This is a genomic window from Gilliamella sp. Nev3-1, from assembly GCF_001690435.1.
GTDB lineage: Bacteria > Pseudomonadota > Gammaproteobacteria > Enterobacterales > Orbaceae > Gilliamella > Gilliamella apicola_C.
Window position 1 is genome coordinate 80127 of sequence record NZ_LZHN01000063.1, and the last position, 25293, is coordinate 105419.

The 25293-nt window shown below is 34.9% G+C and carries 18 protein-coding genes; 10 read left to right on the forward strand and 8 right to left on the reverse strand.

The window, feature by feature from the left end; translation table 11 throughout:
- Positions 1–5: 5 nt before the first annotated feature.
- Genes A9G40_RS09690 through hutW form a run of 4 tightly spaced genes read right to left on the reverse strand, consistent with a single transcriptional unit; the run spans position 6 to position 3523 of the window.
- Positions 6–992 carry a FecCD family ABC transporter permease gene (locus A9G40_RS09690; protein ID WP_218058003.1) on the reverse strand — a complete coding sequence of 329 codons (987 nt, stop codon included), beginning with the start codon at positions 990–992 and terminating at the stop codon, positions 6–8.
- 46 nt (positions 993–1038) lie between these two features.
- Positions 1039–1677 (reverse strand): NAD(P)H-binding protein, encoded by a 639-nt coding sequence (locus A9G40_RS09695; RefSeq protein WP_065582870.1) that lies wholly within the window; start codon positions 1675–1677, stop codon positions 1039–1041.
- A gap of 18 nt (positions 1678–1695) precedes the next feature.
- Positions 1696–2196, reverse strand: a complete 501-nt coding sequence (gene hutX / locus A9G40_RS09700; protein WP_065582871.1) for a heme utilization cystosolic carrier protein HutX — start codon at positions 2194–2196, stop codon at positions 1696–1698.
- A 25-nt stretch (positions 2197–2221) separates the two neighbouring features.
- A complete protein-coding gene (gene hutW / locus A9G40_RS09705; RefSeq protein ID WP_081302228.1) occupies positions 2222–3523 on the reverse strand; it encodes a heme anaerobic degradation radical SAM methyltransferase ChuW/HutW in 1302 nt (433 codons plus the stop codon).
- Here hutW and A9G40_RS09710 point away from each other — a divergent pair.
- The 9 genes from A9G40_RS09710 to A9G40_RS09755 all read left to right on the forward strand — a co-directional run bounded on the left by A9G40_RS09710 (position 3491) and on the right by A9G40_RS09755 (position 20693).
- Positions 3491–3847, forward strand: coding sequence for a TonB-dependent receptor (locus tag A9G40_RS09710; protein ID WP_065582873.1), 357 nt, complete (start codon positions 3491–3493; stop codon positions 3845–3847). The two genes, hutW and A9G40_RS09710, sit on opposite strands and share 33 nt — an antisense overlap.
- Positions 3848–4114: 267 nt before the next feature.
- A complete protein-coding gene (locus A9G40_RS09715) occupies positions 4115–4768 on the forward strand; it encodes a YjfI family protein (RefSeq protein WP_065582874.1) in 654 nt (217 codons plus the stop codon).
- A gap of 18 nt (positions 4769–4786) precedes the next feature.
- Complete coding sequence (locus tag A9G40_RS09720) at positions 4787–5479, forward strand: PspA/IM30 family protein (RefSeq protein WP_065582875.1); 693 nt, start codon at positions 4787–4789, stop codon at positions 5477–5479.
- A gap of 94 nt (positions 5480–5573) precedes the next feature.
- Positions 5574–6218 carry a hypothetical protein gene (locus A9G40_RS09725; RefSeq protein WP_065582876.1) on the forward strand — a complete coding sequence of 215 codons (645 nt, stop codon included), beginning with the start codon at positions 5574–5576 and terminating at the stop codon, positions 6216–6218.
- A gap of 31 nt (positions 6219–6249) precedes the next feature.
- Positions 6250–8352, forward strand: a complete 2103-nt coding sequence (locus tag A9G40_RS09730) for a hypothetical protein (protein ID WP_065582877.1) — start codon at positions 6250–6252, stop codon at positions 8350–8352.
- Between the two features lie 115 nt (positions 8353–8467).
- Positions 8468–13411 (forward strand): DNA repair ATPase, encoded by a 4944-nt coding sequence (locus A9G40_RS09735; protein ID WP_065582878.1) that lies wholly within the window; start codon positions 8468–8470, stop codon positions 13409–13411.
- Between the two features lie 900 nt (positions 13412–14311).
- A complete protein-coding gene (locus tag A9G40_RS14745; protein ID WP_065582880.1) occupies positions 14312–15055 on the forward strand; it encodes a hypothetical protein in 744 nt (247 codons plus the stop codon).
- Positions 15056–15686: 631 nt separating this feature from the next.
- Complete coding sequence (gene nifJ / locus A9G40_RS09750; RefSeq protein ID WP_065582881.1) at positions 15687–19229, forward strand: pyruvate:ferredoxin (flavodoxin) oxidoreductase; 3543 nt, start codon at positions 15687–15689, stop codon at positions 19227–19229.
- A 276-nt stretch (positions 19230–19505) separates the two neighbouring features.
- Positions 19506–20693: a pyridoxal phosphate-dependent aminotransferase gene (locus A9G40_RS09755; protein WP_065582882.1), complete on the forward strand. Its 1188-nt coding sequence runs from the start codon at positions 19506–19508 to the stop codon at positions 20691–20693.
- Between the two features lie 77 nt (positions 20694–20770).
- Here the strand turns inward: A9G40_RS09755 and A9G40_RS09760 are convergent, their stop codons facing one another.
- The 4 genes from A9G40_RS09760 to zapB form a co-directional block, all read right to left on the reverse strand.
- A complete protein-coding gene (locus tag A9G40_RS09760; protein ID WP_218058006.1) occupies positions 20771–21223 on the reverse strand; it encodes a C40 family peptidase in 453 nt (150 codons plus the stop codon).
- A gap of 34 nt (positions 21224–21257) precedes the next feature.
- Entirely contained in the window at positions 21258–22616 is a 1359-nt protein-coding gene (locus tag A9G40_RS09765; RefSeq protein WP_065582883.1) for a GTPase/DUF3482 domain-containing protein, read from the reverse strand.
- Between the two features lies 1 nt (position 22617).
- Positions 22618–23922 (reverse strand): DUF2868 domain-containing protein, encoded by a 1305-nt coding sequence (locus tag A9G40_RS09770; RefSeq protein WP_065582884.1) that lies wholly within the window; start codon positions 23920–23922, stop codon positions 22618–22620.
- 81 nt (positions 23923–24003) lie between these two features.
- Positions 24004–24249 (reverse strand): cell division protein ZapB, encoded by a 246-nt coding sequence (gene zapB / locus A9G40_RS09775; protein ID WP_065568020.1) that lies wholly within the window; start codon positions 24247–24249, stop codon positions 24004–24006.
- Positions 24250–24349: 100 nt separating this feature from the next.
- Here zapB and tpiA point away from each other — a divergent pair, with 100 nt between their 5' ends.
- Positions 24350–25114 (forward strand): triose-phosphate isomerase, encoded by a 765-nt coding sequence (tpiA, locus tag A9G40_RS09780; protein WP_065582885.1) that lies wholly within the window; start codon positions 24350–24352, stop codon positions 25112–25114.
- The last annotated feature ends 179 nt before the right edge of the window (positions 25115–25293 follow it).

Genomic DNA, 25293 nt, shown 5'->3' on the forward strand with positions numbered 1-25293 from the left:
ATTTATTATTTATGTCTTAAAATTAACCATAGAAAATAAGGCCCACCAATTAAACTAGTAAATAGCCCAACTGGAATTTCAGTAGGAGCAACTAACGTTCGGGCAAAAGTATCCGCCAATAATAATAAACAAGCGCCACCCAACGCAGAGGCCGGTAATAACCATCGATGATTAGCTCCCATTTGTAATCGAATCATGTGAGGAACAACTAAGCCAACAAAAGCGATTATGCCACTAACTGCAACTGAGGTACCAATTAGTACTGCACAGAGTAATAATAGGTATCGTTTTATTCGTTGCACATTGATGCCCAAATAATGAGCATCTTCATCGCCAAGTTGAAGAAGATTCAGTGCATGCGATAACTTAAAAATACCAAGTAAAGCGGGAAAAATGAGTGATACCGCAACTAAAACCAAATCCCACGAACCTTTACCTAAATTGCCCATTGACCATAATGAGAGCTGACGCAATTGGATCTCATCACCAATATAGCTCAAGCACCCCATTATTGCGCCAATAATGGCATTTATGGCCACGCCTAACAAAACCATTTTTGCTAAGTTACATTGTGAATTTAAGCTATAAATATAAATTAACAAACAAATCAGCAAGCTACCTGCAAAAGCAGCAAACATTTTACCGTAAAGCATCATAATAGATGGAAATATTGCAGGAAATAAAATAGATAGTCCTACCATTAAAGCAGCACCACTACTAATGCCCAATAGGCCGGAATCGGCTAATGGATTTCTAAACAACCCTTGCATTACCGCACCAGAACTAGCTAAAGCCATACCAACAACAACAGCTAACATAATGCGAGGCATACGGACATTGAGCCAAATATGCCATAACTGATCGTCAAATTGTAGGTTAATTAAATGGGTAATGGATAAATTTAATGCGCCAGAATTAGCCGAAAATAGAATAAGCACCAATAGTAGACCAATTAAACCCCATAACAATGAGCGATGACGATTGTTTTGCACCCATTAACCTCTTTTATATTTTGAATTACTCATATTATTTAGCTAATTAATAAGTTACTGTTAAACTAGGGTCAACAACACTATAAGCACAATTACCAAATTCGTGATTAGCGATTTTATCAATAATTATTTTTGCTAAATCAATGCGATGAATAAACCCATGTACTTCTTGTTGATAATAGCATTGGGCATTTTGAGTCATTTCACCATCACGCAAACCTCCAGGCCTTAAAATTAAAAAATTTAATTTACTGGTTTGTAACCAAGTTTCAGCTAACGATTTTTCTCGTACTGCATGACCAAAAGCCTGTTTTGCTCTCGCAGATAAAGTTGCCCATGAGTCACCACACCCTAATGAAGTGACTAAAACCATCTGTTTTATGCCTGTTTGCTCAGCACAATCAATAATAATACGCTGGGCCTGATAATTCCCAGTTTCCCCACCTAAGGTTGAAACAATTGTTGAATCAGTACCAGCTAAATCACAAAGTTGTTTAACCAGCACGCGATCAGTTGCATCACCGACATAGGTTTCAATGCCTTGATTGACTAATTGCTTAGCAAAAGTATTATCACGAGCTAATGTAATACAATGCCAATCTGGATGGCTTTGTTTAACTAGTTGTAAAACTTGATAACCAGTTCCTTGTTTAGGGCTGACGCCAAAGATTAATAGTGTTTTCATTGTATTAACATCTTAAAGTTAATTAATCCGATTAGCTAATGCTCTGAATTTTTCTAGCTGTTCTGCTTTAAGTTGATGTTTTTCGTCACGACCAGCAAAAATTTTAAACATCGCTTGTCCCATATGATTAAGAAATATCATCGACGCAGTAGACATTTTCATAAATTTACGTTCAATAAAAGTAATGTATTGGCAATGCTCCGCCTTGATATGGCCACTTAAACCTTTTTGGTGTCGTAAATTAAAATATTTATGGCTATGCGTCCCTAAGGGTAACTCACCAGAAATTTCAGCAATAACATCCCCCGTATGGATTAAAAACAATACTTCTCCCCAAGTTGCTACTTCTTCCCAAATGGTATCAAAATGGCTGCCATCGACAATTTTTGCTCTGGGTAAAGCCTGAATGACTTGCGTCAATGTAACATGATGATCTTGAGCAATCTTTTCTAATACTTCCTCGGGGTGGGTTTGCATATATGCAGCTAAATTAGCTAAATGGTTTAGTTTATCTGTCATAATAATATCCTTTAATTACGAAGTTTTAATGTGGATCTTTTGCTTGCTTAATAGCGGAATGAGACATCATTTGTTGGCTACCAGTCGTTCGTTTTTCTTGCGCCATTTTTTGTTGTAATTCAATATATTCTGGATTATTGAGTTGTAATAATAACTGCTGTAAAGCTTGCAAGATATTGCTTGACCAAAATCGCCCAGATAATGTCAAAAGCAGGCAATGATCTGTATTTTGTAGAAGCCCTACTTGATGCCATTGATTGATTAATGGTTCAAACAATTGATAGTGCTGTGTTAATTGCGTCAAATCAATTCGCCCTTTTTCAATACCTGCTTGTAATTGATATAACCATTCACCTATTAATGGTTTACCTGTTAACATCATAATTGGCTTTTTACCTTGATCTAATTGGGTGTAATACTGATTTAAATCTCGATGGATCATAAAAGATTGACCACCTAACCGCCCACCAGCACAAGAGCCGAAAGCAAAGAAATTCGAACCTTGTTTAATTAAAAAATTATATAAATTTCGTTCACGGCTAGTTTTAGCCCAATGTGCATTAGTTAAATGAACCCAACCTTGTTTAGCAAAAAATTCAGCACCTTGATGATAAAAACGACACTTATCAGTGACAGACGGTATTTCAATACGTTTATTTTCAACACCTTTAGCAAGTGGTGTTGTAGGCAATAAATTAAGGGGATAAAGATCAATGCCATCTAATGGCAAATTATTAGCAATATCTAGATCTCGTTGCCATGTTTGAGGGGTTTGATCGGGTAAACCAAACATTAAATCACACACTAAAGCAACACTATCTCGTGCAGCTATGCGTTCAAAGTTTTTAATGATTTGTTCTTCAGTTGATGCTCGCCCTAACCTTTGTCTAATTTGAGTATTAAAGGTTTGTACACCTATAGAAAAACGATTAGCACCAGCTTGAATATAGCTATCAACACGTTCATCATCAAAATCAGAAATGCGCCCTTCAATCGTAATTTCACAATCAGGTGCCAAAGGAGCGTGCTGTGTAAAATAACGAATTACTCTGGCTATTTGCCCACTAGCCAAAGCCGAAGGTGTGCCTCCACCAAAATAAATGGCATGAATTGGAGCAGATTGCATCGCTTTATTATCTATTTCAAGCGATATTTCTTTTAATAAATAATCGATATAGTTTTCAGTATTAAACTTCCGTAATGGGTTTTGATAAAAACCACAAAACTGACAATGAATATCGCAAAAAGGAATGTGAATATAAATTAAACGTTTTTTACCTCTAAGTGATGTCGCTTGAATAATTTCCCATTGCTGCTCAATTTCTATGGTTTAGCATTAATTGCCACCTTCCAAAAAGGCAAAAAAGCTGAAAATACAGCTCGTGAAACTTACAATAATGACAGCAAACCAATCAAAGCCGCTACAGATGATTATTTTAGAGTTGCAGGACACGGCATTGTGGATCTGACTGGTTATGTCAATATCACTAAGAATGTAAAATTAAGCGGTGGCATCTATAATCTTACCGACCAAAAATATTGGGATTATCTAAGTAACAATAAATTATACAAAACATCAAACTATAAATATCTAGAAATGTTCACCGCACCCGGTAGGACATTCCAGTTAGGTATGGATATTGATTTTTAACTAACAATATAAATAATGAAAATATCCTTTTTTAAAGAGAGGATATTTTCATCTAATATGTACATTTGGCTCATCTAACTTTGACTAATTAACAAATATCTCACGCAGGCAAATTTCCTCAATATAGCTAAATTTAATAATAAAAATACAATTGTTAAGTTATAGAAAATAAATATCACATGTAATTATTACATGTGATATTTACATGTGATGTTTTTATGTTAATATAAACCCTATTGATAATTAAAATAAACACAAAATCAACATATGAAAAAAACAAAAGAGGCCAAAGGCTCTGCATTTTACCAACAACAATATAGAAAACGCTTGCGTGAACAAGGCCTAATAAAAAAAGAAGTTTGGATTTTACCTGAAAATGCAACTCAGTTACTCGAAATTGAAAAACAGTTTCGCCTACCTATAGACAATAGCACATGCTTTAACAATATACAGGAAAGCAATAAAATGAAAAAAAATGAAGTTTGGTCAATTACAAATCTTTATCAAGCTTTGCGTGACTCAGAATTATCTAAGCAAGGTTTTGCCACTATTGAAGTCATCGATGGCGTTGATGCTTGTTTGCATATAACCATGCATGAATATGGCGATCTACCTCTATTTTTAAGTGCTTCTAATCAACAAATTATTATTGAGGCTCTACTTTGGCCTGTTGATATTGTCAAACACACAAATCAATTTAATGAAGAAATATTATGTACTAGAAAACTATTCCCATTATCGACTATTGCAATTGAAAAAACAGGAGATGGGGTATTAAATTATATTATGTACGGAGCTTTAAGTGCGTCTTCATTATTAAGCAACATCATTTATGAATTAGAAACTTTATCAGATAATGTCATTAAAGCTACCGAAGCATATGAACATTATATTAACATTAACAATATTGAATCAAAATAGTTAACAAGGAGATTAACAATGGCTATCTTCAAAAAGCTTATTACCGCGCTTCGTGGTAGTGTTAATGAAGCCGGCGAAGCGATTATTGATGCGCAAGCTATACGAATATTAGACCAAGAAATTCGCGATGCTGACGTTGAATTAAAACAAGCTAAAGAATCTTTAGCAAGCATACTTGCGCAACAAAAATTAGCCGATAAAGAAGTTGAAAAAATTCAAGCTGAAATAACTGAGTATGAAAATTACGCCATCAAAGCATTAGAAAGCAATAATGAAAAATTGGCCTTAGAAGTCGCTGAAAAACTTTCGGTTCTTGAAAAGAAGTACACAGTTAATAAAGAGCAAGCAACTTATTTTGCCGATAATGTGAAAAATCTACGACAAACAATATTGCAAACAGAAATTAATATCCGTAATCTTAAACAACAAGTAGATATTGTAAAAGCAACAGAAAGTGTGCAAAAGGCACAATCTGCTATTGCTCAGCGTTATGGAAATTCAACAACAAAACTACAAACAGCCTTAGACTCTCTTGAGCGAATAAAAAAACGACAAGAAAAAACATCTGCCACTATTGAAGCAAAAAAAGAATTATTGGGATCTGAAGCTCAAGATTCGCTTGATCGTAAACTTGAAGAGGCAGGAATAAAATCGAGCAATCAAAGTGCCGAAGCAATCTTAACTAGGTTAAAAGAAAAACAAATTAATTAAATTTTTTAAGTTTTACTTTTTTTAGTTACAGTAACCGTTAAAAATATAATAATTAGAAAATTGTAATAACTATTTAAAATATAAAGGAAATATAATGGAGCTTTTTTGGGGGATATTTTTTTCTTTTCCCGTTGTTATTTTTAGCGCCTTATTAACACTTTGCGTTATGTATTGGTTAACTGCTGCAATTGGCATTTTAAGTGTTGATTGTTTAGATATAGCGATTAACGTAGAGGATATAGCTACCGAGCCATCATCTGGATTTGGTGGCTTATTATTGAAATTTGGTTTTAATGAAGTACCGCTCACATTAGTTATTACCTTAATTTCATTATTCGGATGGTCAATTAGTTATTTTAGTTTCCGATTTTTTATATTACCGCTATATAACGATGTTTTGCTTTATTTTATTATAGGAGCAGTTTTTTTTGTTATTTCACTAATCACCGCTGTTTACCTTACTGCATTTGTCATAAAACCTATTCGCCCCATTTTCACAAAACTAAATTTAACTCATGATCATAAATCATTATTAGGACAAATTGTTCAAATACGATCCAGTATTGTAAATAACATTAAAGGAGAAGCTATTTATGAAGATGGCGGAGCGGGATTAATTTTACAAGTTAGAAGTGACGAAACTTATCAATTTAAGCGTGGAGATAAAGCAGTACTGCTACGCTATGATATGGCCAACAATTTCTATGAAATCATTAGCATTGAAGAATTTAACGGATAGTCAGAGTTCAATTTTTGGAGAAAAATAAATTATGCATATAAATACTGATACAATAATATTTTTTTTTATAACAATAGGAATTATCTTTTTAGTTATAATAGGTTTTTTCTTATTATTTAAAGCTTTTTATATTAAAGTTCCTCAGGGTACAGCACTTATCGTTAATGATATGACCTCAAAACCCAAAGTGCACTTTACAGGGGCCTTAGTTTACCCTGTTATCTATAAAAAAGAATTTATGAAAATTTCATTGATTACTTTTGATGTAGAGCGTCGTGGTAAAGATGGTTTAATTTGTAAAGATAATTTACGTGCAGATATCTGTGTTGCTTTTTATTTACGCGTTAACGAAACGACTGAAGATGTGTTAAAAGTAGCTAAATCTATTGGTGTAGATAGAGCTTCAGATCAAAAAGCAGTAAGTTCACTCTTTAGTGCAAAATTTTCAGAAGCGCTAAAAACCGTCGGGAAACAATTCGAGTTATCAAAACTGTTTGAAGATCGCATGAACTTTCGTGAACGCATTATTGATGTTATCGGAAAGGATCTAAATGGTTATGCTTTAGAAGATGTTGCTATCGATTATTTAGAACAAACGCCAATAAAATCTCTTGATCCTGATAATATTTTTGATGCTGAAGGGATTAATAAAATTACATCCATTACAGCTGTTCATAAAGATGAAACTAACAAACGAGAAAGAGATCTTGAACTCGCATTAAAAAAGAAAGATACCGAAACAATTGAAGCAAAACTTGAACTTGAACGACAACAAGCAGATGCTGAAGCAAGACAAAAAAGAGAAATCGAAACAATTCGAGCACGTGAAGCGGCTGAAACGCTAAAAGTACAAGAAGAAGAGCGTTTGAAAGCAGAACAAGCTAGAATTCAATCACAACAAGAAATTGAAGTACGAGAAGAAAATCGTTTACGTGAAGTCGAAGTTGCACAACAAAACCGCTTAAGAGCTATTGCAATAGAAGAAGAGCGAGTTGAAAGAGCACGTTCACTTGAAATTGTTGCTCGTGAACGCGAGGTTGAATTGCAACGTATTGAAAAAGATAAAGTACTTGAAGAAGAAAAAAAGCTTATTGCCAATGTAATAAGAGAACGTGTTGCTGTTGAAAAAACAGTTGCAGTCGAAGAAGAAAACATTAAAGAAGTACGTGAAGTTTCAAAAGCAGATCGTGAAAAACAAACAACGATTATTGAAGCAGAAGCAAGAGCTGAACAAGAGTTAGTCAAGCAAGTTAAGCAAGCAGAAGCTGACGAACAAGCATCAAAACACCGCGCTATTGAAATTAGCACAATGGCACAAGCTGAACTTGAAGCAGCAGCTAAGCAAGCCGAAGCGAAAAAACAATTAGCACAAGGTATTGAAGCTGAAGAAGCGGCAATTGGTCTTGCTGAAGCAAAAGTACGTAAAGCACGAGCAGAAGCTGAAGAGAAAGAAGGATTAGTCAAAGCAAATATCACAGCAGAAACTTTATTAGCAGAAGCAAAAGGTAACCAAGAAAAAGGATTATCAGAAGCAAAAGTCATTGAAGCTAAAGCTGTTGCAATCGAGAAACAAGGCTTAACAGAAGCGAAAGTACTTGAAGAAAAACTTTCAGCACAAGCTCGTGGTGATGAACGAATCGGTTTAGCTAAAGCATCGGCAACAAAAGAGCAAGGTCTTGCTGAAGCACTAGTAATACGTGAACGTTTAACAGCTGAAGCTAGTGGTTTAGTTGAGAAATTCCAAGCTATGGGCACAATGAGCGAACAATCTCAACACCATGAGGAATTCCGTTTGGCACTGGAAAAAGGATTTGAACAAGCTATGGCTGCTATTACTGCCAATAAAGAAATTGCAAGAGAGCAAGCAGATGTTCTTGCTGCAGCATTTAGTAAAGCCAATATCGAAATTGTGGGCGGTAACGATAACTTCTTTAACAGCTTCTCTAAAGCAATTAGTGTTGGTAAAGCTATTGAAGGAACAGTTAATCAAAGCCCTGTCCTTCAATCTGCTTTGCAATCAGTGTTATCACGCTTATCAGGTGATAAGCATGTTGATCTAAAAGAAACATTGCAAAATACTGATTTAAAAGCACTAGCAAAACAATTTCTATCTACAGAAAATGACAATAAATAAGGAACATGTTCTTCGATAGTTATTAATTTGGCTTATCGCTATCACCTGTTTTCGGTAGATAATACGTTTCTACCGAAAACAATAAGCTTTTCTGTATAATCATAATGAGTTAAAAATGTCAGAAATACAACAAGATATTGAAAAACAAACAACATTAGATAAAGCAGTTGCCGAAGGCGGTGCTTATGAAATTCTTCGTAAACGTCTAACATCATTAGGGCAAGAGCTTAACCAAAAAACAGAAACATTAAATCAACAACGGCTTTCTGAATTCGGTAAAAGCGATATGTCAATTACCGCGCGAATTCGTATAAGAACTGAAAATAACTGTATAGCAAGAGATATTGTTCGTTTTGGTGATTGGCTATTATTTGGCTATAACGTTTTTTTAGGGTTAAAAAAAGAAACCAAAATTGAAGATGTCTTTTCTCTTTATCAGCTTATCGACCGTGATGGTAATTACGAAGCAGATCCTGTTGCTCTTTCTGATACCTTCTTAAACATTGATCGATTTGTTCAAGATTTTAATGAACTTTATACTTATTATAAAAATGCTCAGTTATTACAACTTGTTGAACGTGATGGTAAGTTACTAGCTAGTTTCCAAATTGGTGAACGGGTAAGTGATATTCGCGTTTTTCGGTGGTCTATATCAACCGATAAAAAAAATATTAATTATATAGATAACCGTGGTGAACGAGATATAGCTCTTCCACCTGCTTATGATTTTGAATGGCAAGAGACCACACGTGAAAATATTATTAATGGGCGATTTCCACATGTTAACGTGTTAGATACTATTTTTGTTGAAACCATTGGTGGTGATTTAACAATAAAATGTGAAAATAACACTAACGATGGGCTTGGAATTTACCGCGAAGATGTCATCGATAAAAATCAATCCATTAATGACGCTAAAATAGAATATGCTAAAGTAGGATCACTAATTCTACTAAAAGTATTACCTTATCGTGAAGATAATTGGCGGTACTTAGTCTATAATACGCTAACACAACAAGTCCAACGAATTGATTTTATTGGTCAAGCTTGTATCCAACTCCCAGAAGATCATGGAATTATTTTCCCTGGTGGCTACTATTTACAAAATGGCGAATATAAAACATTTGATCAATCAATGTCAGGAATGCGTTTTAGACGTATCAGACGTTCACCTAATGGCGAAGATGTTTTATATATATTTTATGATCCAACATCTGGTCGATTAGCATTATTTAACTATAATATGATTGAGCGTAAACTCAATAGCCCTATTTTAGGTCATGGTTATGCAGTTTTTGAAGATGGTAGAATGGTTGTGTTTGAGGGAGAAAGTAATGAACCAACTCGGGTCCATCCAATGCAAATATGGCAAACACCATTTTATAGTGATGAATTTGCTGCAAAACAACCAACAAATAATAGCTTTTTAGGTAGAATAGGTAATGCTGAACTAGTTCGAGGCATATCAGATCTTTATTTTATTGCTCGCGAAATTGACAACCAATCAGTATCATCCCAGCTATACGGCAAATTAAGTGAAGACACTAAAAAACTTTTTGATACCTACTTTTGGCTAAATGACGAGAAAAATTTACCTTTTACACCAATTCTTCGTAATATTTCGCAAACAAGCGAATTAGTGCTTGATGAATATGAAAAAGTTGAAAGTATACGCCGCCAATCAAATAGCGCCATGCGCGAAGCGATTTCAAATCAACAAGATCTATTAGCAAAATTATATCCTGATAGTTGGAAAGAAACCCAAGAATATGTCGATGCCCTGAATGCAATCAAAATGCAATTAGGTAGTCTTGTCACTTTAAGAACTTACCGTTATATCGATTTAGATCAAATCGATATAATGGAAGATGAACTTAAAAAACGCCAATCTATCGTTTATTTAGCCACAGCAGAATTTCTAGGTAGTGAACAAGCCTTAGAGCCATTCATATCAAAAATTGATGACATTGAAAATGACATTGCGAAAGCAGATTCTGTCGCAAAACTCAGTAAACCAACAAAAATGGCTGATGATATGTCTAATGATTTAGATATGCTATCGCAATTAATGGCATCATTAAAGTTTGATGATGTCACATTGCAAACAAAAATCATTGAATCAATTGCAGAAGTTTATTCAAAACTTAATCAAACCAAAGCAAGAATAAATCAAAACCGAAAAAATTTTTCGAGTACTGAAATGATCGCCCAATTTGGCGCTCAATTCAAACTATTTAGTCAAAGTATAGCTAATGCACTAGGACTTGCTACAACGCCTGAAAAATGTGAAGATGAGCTTTCTAGGCTGTTAGTTCAATTAGAAGAACTGGAAAATCAATTTAGCGAAAGTGAAGAGTTTTTAAATGATATCTTAGCAAAACGTGAAGAAATATTAGAATCGTTTGAAACACATAAGCAAGCGCTTCTAGAAGACAGAGCTAGACGCAGTGAAGCACTACAGACCGCAGCGCAACGAATTTTAGATAGCATACCAAGAAGAACCGCAAAGTTTTCAGACCAAACAGAACTCAATGCTTTTTTTGTTGCAGATCCTTTAGCCCAAAAAATTCGTGAAATCGTCGAAAAACTAAGAGCACTATTTGATAATGTTAAAGCAGACGATATTGAATCCCGATTCAAAAGCGCACAAGATCAAGCAATCCGCGCTTTACGTGATAAATCAGAGATTTTTGAATCAGGCGGTAATATCATAAAGCTTGGGCCAAGACATAAGTTTAGTGTCAATACACAGGAACTTGATCTAACAGTCGTACCTAAAGCAGGCCACCTATATTTACAATTAACTGGTACCGATTATCAAGAAAAAATAGAACATCCTAAACTAGAAAGCTACAAACCATTTTGGACAATTTCATTAGAATCAGAATCACCTACAGTCTATCGTGCAGAATATCTTGCTTATTCAATCATTAATTCTGCATTAAAAAAAGATGATGAATTAACTTATGAAAAACTAACTACGCAATTAAATCAACCTGAACTATTGAATAAAACTGTTCGTGATTATGCAGCAATACGATATCGAGAAGGCTATGAAAAAGGCATTCACGACCATGATGCTGTAAAAATATTATTAAAAATTATTCCACTAGGTGAGATAGCAGGCTTACTACGTTATAATCCTTTAGCACGCAGTCTAGCTATGCTTTATTGGCATTATAATCGAAAAAATGACATCGCTAAGTTATGGCCTGAACGCGCTAAAACCTGTCTAGATATTTACTCACTGTTTGGGCATGAAGAAGGCTTAAAAAATCTTCGTACAGAGATATTTGAAGAACTCAGTTTATTTCTACAAAAATATCCAATACAACATGATAATTATCATGTTAAACAAGCATCCGAATATTTAAGCTATATATTAGCCGAAACACCGCAACAATTTACATTAAGTAAATATAGCCAAATATTGTTTGAAGGATTAAAAACGCAACTAGAGCAATCTCACATGTGGGTGGACTTTAATCAATCACAAATAAGCCTGATGACACGACTAGCAGATCGTTGGAATCTAATCGAAAGTTGGTTTAAAGGTCTATGCACCCTACCCCAGTATCAAAAATTTGTAGCTTATATTGCTGAAGCAACAATGCTATGTATATTAGATAAAGAAAATGGTATAACCTCAACAGTTAGCGAAGTTGACCTTGATATTACCGTTAATGATCTATTAGGCGAACACCCAAGCATTAAGCAAGGGCAATTAAATATAAATCTAGATGACTTCTTCAGTCGTATGCGTAAACAATCGCGTGTGGTAATTCCAGAATTTAAGCATTACCAAATGCTTCGCCAAGAAGTTTTAGAAGAACAACGCCATTTTTTACATCTTGATGAATTTAAAGCAAAACCATTAAGTTCATTTGTACGTAATAAACTCATTAATCAAGTTTACCTACCAATTATTGGTGATAACTTGGCAAAACAAATGGGAACTGTAGGAGAAAGTCGTCGTACCGATTTAATGGGATTATTATTACTCATATCCCCTCCAGGTTATGGTAAAACAACCTTAATGGAATATATTGCCAACCGACTTGGTTTAATTTTTATGAAAATTAATGGACCAGCGTTAGGGCATAGTGTGTTATCTTTTGATCCTGAGCAAGCACCCAATGCAACAGCCCGCCAAGAACTTGAAAAGCTTAACTTAGCACTTGAAATGGGTAACAACGTTATGCTTTATCTTGATGATATCCAACACACCAACCCTGAATTTTTACAAAAATTTATTTCACTATGTGACGGCTCTAGGCGCATTGAAGGGGTTTGGAAAGGAAAAACCAAAACGTATGATCTTCGTGGCAAAAAATTCTGCGTAATTATGGCTGGTAACCCCTATACCGAATCTGGTGAAGTTTTTAAAATTCCTGACATGTTGGCTAACCGTGCAGATATTTATAATTTAGGGGAAGTGCTTGGCGGAATGGATGAAGTATTTGCATCAAGCTATATTGAAAACAGCTTAACCTCAAATCCTATCCTTTCCCCTCTTGCCTTACGTGATCTTAATGATCTTTATCTATTAATCGATCATGCACAAGGAAAGCCACTCAACACTAACGAGCTTAGTTATGCTTATAGCCAAGCCGAAATTAATGAAATTGTTGCAGTACTTCGTCATCTATTAAAAGTTCGTGAAGTAGTATTTAAAGTTAATCAACAATACATTATTAGTGCGGCACAATCTGATAAATATCGAACCGAACCTCCATTTAAGTTGCAAGGTAGTTACCGTAATATGAATAAACTTGCAGAAAAAATATCCTCAGTGATGAATGATGAAGAACTTAATCAGATTATTGAAGATCACTACCTTGGAGAAGCACAATTGCTTACTAATGGAGCAGAAGAAAATTTATTAAAATTGGCAGAAATCCGTAATGTACTTACTGAAGAACAAACAAAACGCTGGCAGCAAATTAAAACCGACTTTATGCGCAATAAAACACTTGGTGGTGATGAAGCTAATACAGGAGCTCAAATTGTTACACAACTTGCTGATCTAGTACAAAGCGTACAAGCATTAAAGTTATAAAATAAAAAGCTTAAAAATAAGCATACCAATAGATCGATCTTTGGTATGCTTATCTGTATAAGCAACACCTTGCCAAGCAACCAAATAAACCTAAAATCACGAAAAAAACACTCCAGCTATAGCATTCGTGGCAACAAAACTAAGAGTTAGTGACGAAATTCCATTGATGATAAAATAAAATTTTAATAGGCCTATTCGATTTTAATGTTTATCAGTGTAATAACCTGATCATATTCTTAAAATCCTGTCCATAATTTGTATAAAAATTAGTATTCACGAGATTAGTACGAGATTAATTTATAGCACATCATGCATATACCCCCCCTCCGAATGTAAGTACAACCATTTCCAATTGAGGAACAGTAAGAAATACCGCTGACGATACCATCTCCAATACATTCCCATTTTTAAAAGGGCTATCTGAATTGTTGTTTTGCTGATTATTTTTAAATATTACATTTTTATTTTTTTGTAGGAATACAAAAAATGACAAGATAAATATCCCCCTAAAATAGTACAAATCATAGGAGAACACATTATGTGTCAAAAAATTTAGCGCAGAGTTTAAACAATAGGCAGTGGTTTGATATTGCTTTATCCACTTATCTAATGCGGATTTAGTGATGTCATACTCAGCAACAATATTCGTTTATTTTTTAGCATGTTGATATAGAATCACCATTTTTTTAATTGGTAAGTAAAACGGCGTTTTTTTCTTCTTGAAATGCGATTTGTCATCGGTGATTTCTTTTGTTTTTTTGTTTATCGTAACAATAACCTGATAAAACGGGCACTAATTAGTATAGCCTGTCCAAATATTTTGGTGAGGATCAATCAGATAGATAATGAAATAAAAATATGTTATAAAATTGGTGATAAATTAAAAAAGGAGCTTCGAAGATGAAAAAGGTAAAAGCACCTGAACAGGAAAAATATGATGTTATATATGAAAAAATATTATTCAATAAAATAACGGAGGCATTTTCTTGGCGAGAGCGTCCGAAAGAGATGTGGGAATTAGGTCCAATAATGATGCCAGATGATGAAATAGCGCTAAAACAATTTTTGGGTAAGAATTGGCAAGATATTACTCTTGATATATACGTAAACTATGATGATGCTTTATTTTTATTTACTCCATCAGCCTATGCTTATTATTTACCTGGGTTACTTATTACTTCAGCTAAAGCTATGGATATAGCTATAGCTGAAGATGAAGCTATAGTTAGAGCTGAGGCTGAAGCTGAGGCTAAAGCTAAAGCTATAGATATAGCTTTAGGTAGAACTAGAGCTAAAGTAAGAGCTAAAGCAAGAGCTATGGCTAGAGCTGAGGCTTTAGCTAAAGCAAGAGTTATATGGGATAAAAAAGCAAGAATTAAAGATCTTATAGATAAAATCGTATTTTGGATTATGGATTTTGAAAAAATACTGTCTGAGAGCCATCTATTTGAACGCTGGGCAACATTAACCATTGAAGAATATTTAGCAGTTAAAGCTTGGCTAATATGGATTACAAGAGAAGATACCTATCAAGATGATGAAGATATCTATCAAAATGATGAAAGTCTATGTCAAAATGATGTAATGAATTCTTTAATTAGCCTAGACAAACTTATTGACCTTGCTAAGCAACGAGAAAAATGACGCTGTAAATAAATTTATGTATTTGCCTATTTTTGAACTAAGCGAATGAGTAAAAATAAGTAGATACAAAATGGATAAAAAAGCCTAAGAAAAATGGTAGTTGAGTAGTTACACATAGGATGAGAGTATTCAAAATTCTGTGTCATTTCGGTTAACTAGGTGTAAAAAAGGAAATGACACAGAATATTGAACACTCTTGGAAATAGGTATCACCAGCTTGTAGTATATCAATTACTTGCTTATCTGATATTTTGTCAATCAATTTGGCTATTGCTTTTGTTTTTAAAAATCTATATATCTACCCATAACATATTGATGAATTTTAGCATAACATATCTAAAACATATCAACGTCATTCTATTAATGATTACCTTGCGCTTTTATGCTCATTATTTTCTATTCTTATTTTAGTTTTTTAGCTTGCTGATATCATTTTTATAATCGTTATTTAGTTATATATTAATTTAATTAATTGAATTAATTAATTTTGTCTTTTTATGTTTTTATTTTGTAAGGCAATAGCAAAATGTTTAACATAAAAATAACTAAAAGCTATCTTAGTTTCTGTTACAATATACTAATAATTAAAAAGTTAGTAATGTCATAACGCTATAAAATTAAAGGTTTTTTAATGATCATATCAGATGCTAATAGTGCAGTGTCATCTGTTGCTTATCGTGCAAACGAAGTCATCGCTATTTATCCAATTACGCCAAGCTCAACAATGGCAGAGCAAGCTAGCACATGGGCGGAATTTAATAAGCCAAATGTATTTGGCGATACGCCACGAGTAATTGAAATGCAATCCGAAGCAGGCGCAATTGCTACGGTTCATGGTGCATTAATGACTGGTGCGCTTGCGACTTCGTTTACTTCGTCACAAGGCTTACTTTTAATGATCCCATCGCTATATAAAATAGCTGGTGAACTTACACCTTTTGTTTTGCATGTTGCTGCACGAACAGTTGCAACGCATGCCCTTTCAATTTTTGGCGATCATTCTGATGTCATGGCAATTAGGCAAACTGGTTTTGCAATGCTTTGTTCAAGTTCGGTGCAAGAAGCACAAGATTTTGCCTTAATTGCACAAATGGCCAGTTTAAATAGTCGTGTTCCCTTTACTCACTTTTTTGATGGATTTAGAACATCGCACGAAGTTAATAAAATCTATCCACTGAGTGATGAACAGATCCATAACTTATTACCGCATAAGGCTATTAAAGCTTATCGAGCACAAGCTTTAACGCCTGACAAACCAGTAACACGCGGTACATCAGCTAATCCTGATACCTATTTTCAATGCCGAGAAGCAATAAATACCTATTATGATAATGCTTATCAGCATGTTGTTAATGCTATGGATGCTTTTGCAATAGAAACAGGCAGAAGATATCAGCCTTTTGAATATTACGGCGCTAGTGATGCCGAACGCATTATTGTGATTATGGGATCGGGAGCTAGCACCACCAAAGAAGTGGTTGATGTGCTACTTAAACAAAATGAAAAAGTTGGTGTTGTGATCGTTAGATTATTTCGCCCTTTTTCTGCCGAACATTTACTTGCAGTGATCCCAAATACTGCCCAAAAAATCGCAGTTCTTGATAGAACTAAAGAACCAGGAGCGCAAGCCGAACCTCTGTATTTAGATATTATTACTGCTTTTGCCGAAAGCTTATCACGTGGAGAGCGCACATGCATGCCACTGATTATCGGGGGGCGTTATGGGTTATCGTCAAAAGAGTTCGATCCTCGCTGTGTACTTGCGATTTTTACTGAGTTAAGAGCGAATAAGCCAAAACCTCGTTTTACCGTTGGTATTTATGACGATATAACAGGTCTTTCTTTACCATTACCAAACTGCTCTATCCCACAAAAATCTGCACTTGAAGCTCTTTTTTATGGGCTCGGTAGTGATGGCACCGTTTCAGCAACCAAAAATAATATTAAAATTATTGGCGATAGCTCACCTTTTTATGTACAAGGGTATTTTGTGTATGACTCTAAAAAGGCCGGCGGTTTAACTACATCTCACTTACGTGTCAGTTTAGATCCAATCGATTCACCTTATTTAATTACCAGCGCCCATTTTATTGGTTGCCATCAAGATCAGTTTATCGATAAATATCAGATTGTGGATAAACTAAAAGATGATGGCATCTTTTTGCTTAACACACCCTATAGTAAAGATGAGATTTGGCATCGCCTACCCAAAGAAGTGCAAGTACAATTAATTCAAAAACGCGCACATTTTTATATCATAAATGCGGCCAAAATTGCTCGTGAATGTAACTTAGGTGCCAGAATAAATACCGTCATGCAGGCAGCATTTTTTCACCTTGCTGAAATTTTCAAAAATGATTTTAATATCAGCCAATTAAAAGAAGTCATTGCTAAAAGTTATAGTAGTAAAGGGCAAAATTTGGTCGAAAATAACTGGAAAGCACTCGATTTAGCTATAGCCTCACTTGAGCAAATTCCTCTTAGTTGCGTTGATCAAAGCAGTGCCATGATGCCACCAATTGTGCCAGCTAACGCGCCTAATTTTGTTAAAACAGTCACTGCCGCTATGTTAGCTGGTTTGGGCGATAGCTTACCTGTATCAGCATTTCCACCTGATGGCACATGGCCGATCGGCACAACTAAATGGGAAAAACGTAACATTGCTGAAGAAATTCCTATTTGGCAACCCGAACTGTGTACCCAATGTAATCATTGTGCTGTTGCTTGCCCACATGCTGCCATTCGTGCAAAAGTTGTTGCGCCCGATGATATGGCTAATGCACCAGACTCATTAAGCTCGCTTGAAGTCAAAGCCCGTGATATGAAAGGTCAACGCTATGTGTTGCAAGTTGCACCAGAAGATTGTACAGGCTGTAACTTGTGTGTCGAAGTTTGCCCTGCCCGTGATCGCAATAATTTTGCAATTAAAGCCATCAATATGCAATCACGTATCGACAATATTGATACTCAGCGAGCTAATTTTGAATACTTTACCGCATTGCCAGATCGTGATATCAACACGCTTGAACGCATTGATGTACGTACATCACAATTACTTACACCACTATTTGAATATTCTGGTGCTTGTGCTGGTTGTGGTGAAACACCATACATTAAATTGTTAACGCAACTTTATGGCGACCATTTAGCGATTGCTAATGCCACTGGGTGTTCATCCATTTATGGCGGTAATCTTCCATCATCACCTTACACTACTGATAATGCTGGTCGTGGGCCCGCTTGGGCAAATTCGCTATTTGAAGATAATGCTGAGTTTGCATTAGGTTATCGCATTACTTATGATCAACATAAAAAACGAGCATTGCGTTTGCTTGATTATGTTGCAGGCGACATTTCACCTGAAATTGTTATCGCTTTAAAATCATCAGAAACATCAATTGCTGAAAAACGCCAACAAGTCGCCTTGTTACGTGAACAGCTTGCCCATTTAGGTTCTGCGCAAGCACAAGAATTGATTGAAGATGCCAATTATTTGATTGATAAATCAGTTTGGGCCATTGGTGGCGATGGCTGGGCTTACGATATTGGTTTTGGTGGGCTTGATCATGTGATGAGCTTAACGGATAACGTCAATATATTAGTATTAGATACTCAGTGTTATTCTAATACTGGTGGCCAACAGTCAAAAGCTACCCCTATGGGCGCTGTATCAAAATTTGCTGATTTAGGTAAGCATAAAGCCCGTAAAGATCTTGGTGTTAATATAATGATGTATGGTCATGTCTATGTCGCACAAATTGCGTTAGGCTCGCAACTTAATCAAACACTTAAAGCTTTGCAAGAAGCCGAAGCCTATAATGGACCATCGCTAGTTATTGCTTATAGCCCGTGTGAAGAGCATGGTTATGATCTTGCTAAATCACACGAACAAATGAAAGATTTAGTTAAGTCAGGATTCTGGCCGCTGTATCGTTACGATCCACGTCGCATGGCTGAAGGCAAGCCAGGTTTATTACTTGACTCAAAAGCACCGAATAGCGATTTATTATCTGGGATATTATTGAAAGAACAGCGTTTCCGTCGTTTAGAAACACTTGAACCAACAATTGCTAATACCTTACATGAACGTTCAACTAAAATGGTGAATTCTAAATATAAATTCTTACAGATGCTGGCAACCTATTCAGACATAGAAACACCCGCAGAGAGTTAAGCGTTATTATCCACGAATAGTTGGTAACATATCCCTCAAAGAACCGTTGATGATAACGGTTCTTTCCCTCGCTCTTTTTTGCGCAATAAAGCGCCAGATTAGTGCACGCTTAAATCATCATGATGCACATAATGTAGATGTTAAACAAGAATAATCATTATTTTATTATTTTTATCTCACAAAGTGCTTCCTTTCTCGTGCTTGTTATAAACTTGGTATTATTTTTGCATAATTCATTATTGACCACATAAAAAACAATTAAAAATGAGGTGAATCATGGTGTCTAACTTACATATCAGTAGAAGAAAACTATTAACATTTTCAAGTGCAGCAATTGCAGGATTATCCGTTAATCAGCTATTATCTAAAGCGTATGCTCAACAAGCACAAAATTCGATTTCATTCTCACTACCGATGCTTGATAAAGCAGTAGTGCCAGATGCAACTAGCCCTGTTCGGCTCAATTTTAACGAAAATGCGCTGGGCATGTCATCATCAGCCAAACAAGCAGCCATTGATGCCGTTTGGAAAGCAAATAGATATGCAAAAGCTGAAATGCCACTTTTAAATAAAGCATTAGCTCAATACCATCAAGTAAGTGATACACAAATTCTTTTGACAGCAGGTTCATCAGAAGGGATCCGTAGCACTATTTCTGCTTTTGTAAAACCTGATGCTCAATTAGTGATACCCGAACTCACCTATAGTGATGGTGAACATTTTGCCAAAATATTTCATTTAAAAATCACTAAAGTGCCATGTTTAACCGATTGGAAAATTGATATAAATGGTTTAAGAAAAGCGGTTGAAAATTATCAAGGATTTTCTATTGTTTATTTAGTTAATCCCAATAATCCTACTTCTACTGTATTTGGCATAAATGAAATTGAATCATGGATAAAAAGTAAACCTAAAAACACCATTTTTATTTTCGATGAAGCTTATGCCGAGTTTGTCAATGATCCAGCTTTTGAATCAGCAGACAAATTTATTACCCAAGGGTATGAAAATATTATACTACTTAAAACATTTTCTAAAATTCATGCAATGGCTGGATTACGAGTAGGTTACATTGTCAGTACAGAAGAAAACACTAAAAACATAGCCCAGTATGTAGCAGGCGAAAAGCTTAATTATTGTGGAGTTTGTGCGGCATTGTCATCACTAAAAGATACTCAATATTTGGCTTATTGTAAAAAAGTAATTGATGTATCACGTGAAATCATGGAAAAAGTATTGTCCGAGCTTGGATTTCATTATCTTAAATCAGAAACCAATTTTATATTTCATAAAACCCCTATTGCATTAAATGATTATCGGGAATTAATGAAACAAAAATTTATATTAGTTGGCCGAGATTTTTTCCCTGCCACTGATTGGTGTCGTATATCACTTGGCACTCCAGAAGAAATGCTTTATGTAGCAAAAGTAATGCGTGAATTAAGACAAAAATCAATGATTTAATTATAGAGGAAAAGAATAAAATAACATTAAAGCACTCTAAATAGATTGAATTTAGAGTGCTTTAATTTCATATAGATTTAGCTTTTGCTAGTTATTAAACGGCGTGCCATCCAATAATGCTTCTTCCAGTAACTATCATTCAAGTTTGAATAAATCACACCTTTTGATGTTGAAGCATGTAAAAATTTACCATTAGCATAATAAATCCCAACATGTAAACCACTGCGGCTACGGCCTGTCTTAAAGAATACCAAATCACCTGCTTTAGGCTTATTAACTTTAACACCTAATCGAGCTTGCTCAGCAGCACTTCTTGGTAAGTTTTTTGACAGTTTGTTTTTGAAAAAATTCATTACCAATGCAGAACAATCACTACCTGCTAACGTGGTGCCTCCATAACGATAGGGTGTATTTTGCCATTTTTTATAATGGGAGTCTATTTTAGCTAACATAATCGAATCAGATTTAGTTTTCTTGCCTGAAACCTGAGGTTGGCTAGAACTACAGCCAAATAGCATAAAAATAGACAAAACAAATGTAATTATTAAAAAACATTTCTGCGTGCTAATGCAACTGCTCAGCAACGTTCCTAATAGTCGATTGCCATTTTTTATCATTTCTTTTTGTTCCTTTATTTAAAGTCGACCAATGCGAATAACGTCTAGCTACCTTTAAACTTTTAGGCAACACACCTTTTTCCCATTCTTGCTTGTCTAATTTTGATAACTTAATAGGAGATGTGTTCGCATGGCTTCGATAATTTAAACTTTCTTTAAGATTCATAAGCCTTAAAGAAAAAAAACAAATAATCACATCATCAATACTTAATTTTCTATACCCAGAAAGCTGATATCGCATTCTAGAGCCATAATGTTTAGCTGTTTGCATTAAACTACCAACAGCGCCTCCAATTAAAGCTGCTGAGCCAAGTGTAATTCCGCCTGTAGCTAAATCGATGCTTGCCCCAATAGTTGCACCTGACACAAAACCTTTTGTCAGATGTTTGCTCATCGTTTTTAGCGCATCTATATTAAATAGATCGGCATTATAACGACCTTTTATTAAAGGTAAATGCTCTTCACTCTCTAGTACAGAATTGAATTGATAAAGTTTTAACAATTCGTTTATTGCTAATTGTTCCCGTTTTCTTACTTGATTTTGCATATCTACAATAGCTTGTTTGTCATCTGATTTTACCATTTTATAAAAAGCAGTGACATCAACTAATGCTTCTGCGATAATCAAATTAGCACTGTGATTGCGAGATTCGCGCATTTGCACAATGTGATCTAGCCATTGTTCTAAAATAACCTTTGCAGGTTCAATTAATAAAGCTAGGCTTTTGTACAGCCGCTCCTCACCGTCTATGGGGGACACTATAGCATCAAACTTTATGATAGCATGAATCCCCACACGTGAAAGCAATTTTTTCCATTCATTTTCATTTTTTTCCTCATGGGCAGTAAAATTTAGTACGGCTAACAATGGTTTATCACCGTTTGCTAAAATAGCCAATTCATCATGATATTTAGCAAGAATAGGTTCTCGCACATCAATAACATATATAGCTGCATCACTTTTTAATAACTGCCTAATGACCTTGGCTTCTTGATCAAAAGAATTTTCTGCTTCAGGACTTTGTAAAAAATTTGTTAATTTATCAACGCCATCAAGCCTACTATTTGCTGGCGTTATTTGATTAATGTAATCATATAATGCCAAGCTGTCTTCTAATCCAGGCGTATCATAGAAAATGATTGACTTTTGCTTATCTAAAGACACTTTAATAGACTCAACATGTCGAGTTGTTCCAGGTTTATCAGAAACATCACCAAAGCGACTATTCCGAGTTAAAGTTCGTAATAACGAAGTTTTACCTACATTTGAATGCCCTACCACAGCTAATTTTAATGTTGTTAACATGTTAAAATTCCTCGTTTAACCATGTTGGTGTAGCTGATTGTAGTGATAAATCCTGCCAATTATTAAGTTGCTTACCTTGATTAATAAACCAAATTCGGTTTTGTTGTGATTTATTCATCAATTGATCAATTAAATTTAACATTCCCCTATCAGGAGCCCTATCAGTATCAATAGCAATTAATAATTTTTTAGCTGGCGATAATTGTAAATAATCTAAAATGTTACGGCGTTGCTCGCGTGTATTTAAAAAACCTAAAAAAGTAACTGAATCTGGTGGAGACCAATCTTCCTGTATGTCAATGGCGACCAAAAAAGCGCCTTGCCCATCTTCTATAAAGTGGTTGGTTAAGTGAGATACCTTATCTTTTCCTTTACTATCCGCATCTTCAACATTAACTAACAATGGTTGTAAGTCATTAGCTAATAATTGGTAACAGGCAGTTTGAGTATTTAATTTAATTTGCCGACAACTTATTACCCAGTTAAGCCCACAAATCACCATACAGAGCAATCGAATGATTAGTCCATAAACACAAAAAACCCCAAGTAGCCAAATTGCCCATGCTGAACGTGCGTCACTGGTATTTAATGCTTGTTCACTGAGTCTTATAATATCATTGTTTGGAATGGTAAAACCGATTAAAGAAGGCAACCAACCTAAATAATGAGTTAAATTAATAATAGCATCCGAACTCAGTAATGTTGTTTTCCATTCAAATCGATAATGTTGAGTTGAAAATAAAACAACTAATACTAATAGCGCACTACTTAATATAAGGGTCCAAAAAAGATTGAGAACAAAACCAATTAACCAACGGATACGTACACCAAATAACTCAACAAAAGCGGGAATAAGCTGTTGTACTGTCTTTTTCTGAGAAAATTTTTTAGTCAGCCATAGCCAACAATAAACAAGTAAACTACCACCAAGATTTGAAAAAAAGAAAAAAGAAAGTAACCAAATTAATAAGGTAACTAAATGCATGCCTAATAAGCTAAAAATAGCCCAATACAAATTAACCGGATCTTGGCTTAAAGCGCCAAAAGCCAAGGTTGCCCCAAATATAGTGGATAAAAAAAGTAATATAATAAAAGAAAGTTTTGCTGCACGTAATAATGTTTTTTGCGCTGAAAGCAAACCATTTTCTTTAGACAACATGACAGCACGCATCACAATACGATTAGTAAGTGATGTCTGCATCGCTCTTACTTGTCTATTAATATCTTGATCTGCAAACCGCCCAGATTCGTTTTCAATTAAATGAATAGTCTGAGTGATCCATAATGATTTTAGCTCTTCTCGCATTAAACTTAAGTTTCGTCATAGCATTTAGTAAAAAATAAAACAAACGCGACATAAGTCGCGTTTACAGGTAAAGTAGCTAACTTATTGGGTAATTTCACCTATTTTAGTTAGTAAAGTTTGAATGCGTTGTTGCCACATTTGTTGATCTTGTTTTAGTTTGTCGTTTTCGTCACGTAACGCTTTCATTTCATCAGAACTATCATTAATCAGCTGTTCCAACTCCTGATTGCCTTGTTTTAAAGTAGCAATCTCTTGTTGTAATGTAGTGATAGTATTAACAGTATGTTGGATTTTACTCTCTAATTGATTCAATATTTCTAATGACATATTTTTCCTCAAGCTCAAATTATTTGGTGTATAATGCTAATCATTATACCGAATTCATTCTAAAATCAACACTATTTTAAACTTTAAGTTGGAGAAAATTATGCGTAAACCACTTGTTATGGGAAATTGGAAGCTCAATGGCAGTACCGACATGGCTAAAAGCTTAGTCGCAGGGCTACGAAATGAGCTATCAAATAACACGGCTTGCAATATTGCAATTGCACCACCGGTAGTCTACCTTGATTTGGTAAAACATCAGTTAGATGGCTCTAATATTATTTTGGGAGCTCAAGATGTCGGCATTAATCTGTCTGGTGCTTATACAGGTGAAGTCTCTGTTGAAATGCTAAAAGATATCGGCGTTAGTCATATAATTATTGGGCATTCAGAACGTCGAACTTACCACAAAGAATCTGATGAATTTATTGCTAAAAAATTTGGTGTAATAAAAGAAGCTGGTTTAGTCCCTGTTTTATGTATTGGTGAAACAGAAGCAGAAAACGAAGCTGGACAAACACAAGCTGTTTGCGCTCGCCAAATTGATGCGGTAATTAAAGCGCTTGGAGTTCAAGCATTTAACGGCGCGGTTATTGCTTATGAACCCGTTTGGGCAATTGGAACTGGCAAATCAGCAACTCCAGCACAAGCACAAGCTGTTCATAAATTTATTCGTGACCATATAGCTAAACAAGATGCTAAAGTTGCTGAGCAAGTAATCATTCAATATGGTGGTTCTGTTAATGACAAAAATGCCGCTGAACTATTTACTCAACCAGATATTGATGGAGCATTAGTTGGTGGGGCATCACTAAAAGCAGATGCTTTTGCAGCAATTGTTAAAGCCGCTGAGCAAGCTAAAAAATAAACCTCATATATAAGAAAAATATATAAGAAAAGGCATTTATTGCGCCTTAGCTCATTGTTAATAGACCTCGATATAATTCGAGGTCTATTTATTGCCGCCTTTGTTTCTACTGAGGACTAAATTAATCACTTCTTATTTAAACTTCCTACCTGATTTTTAACTATAAGAAATCACTTAGT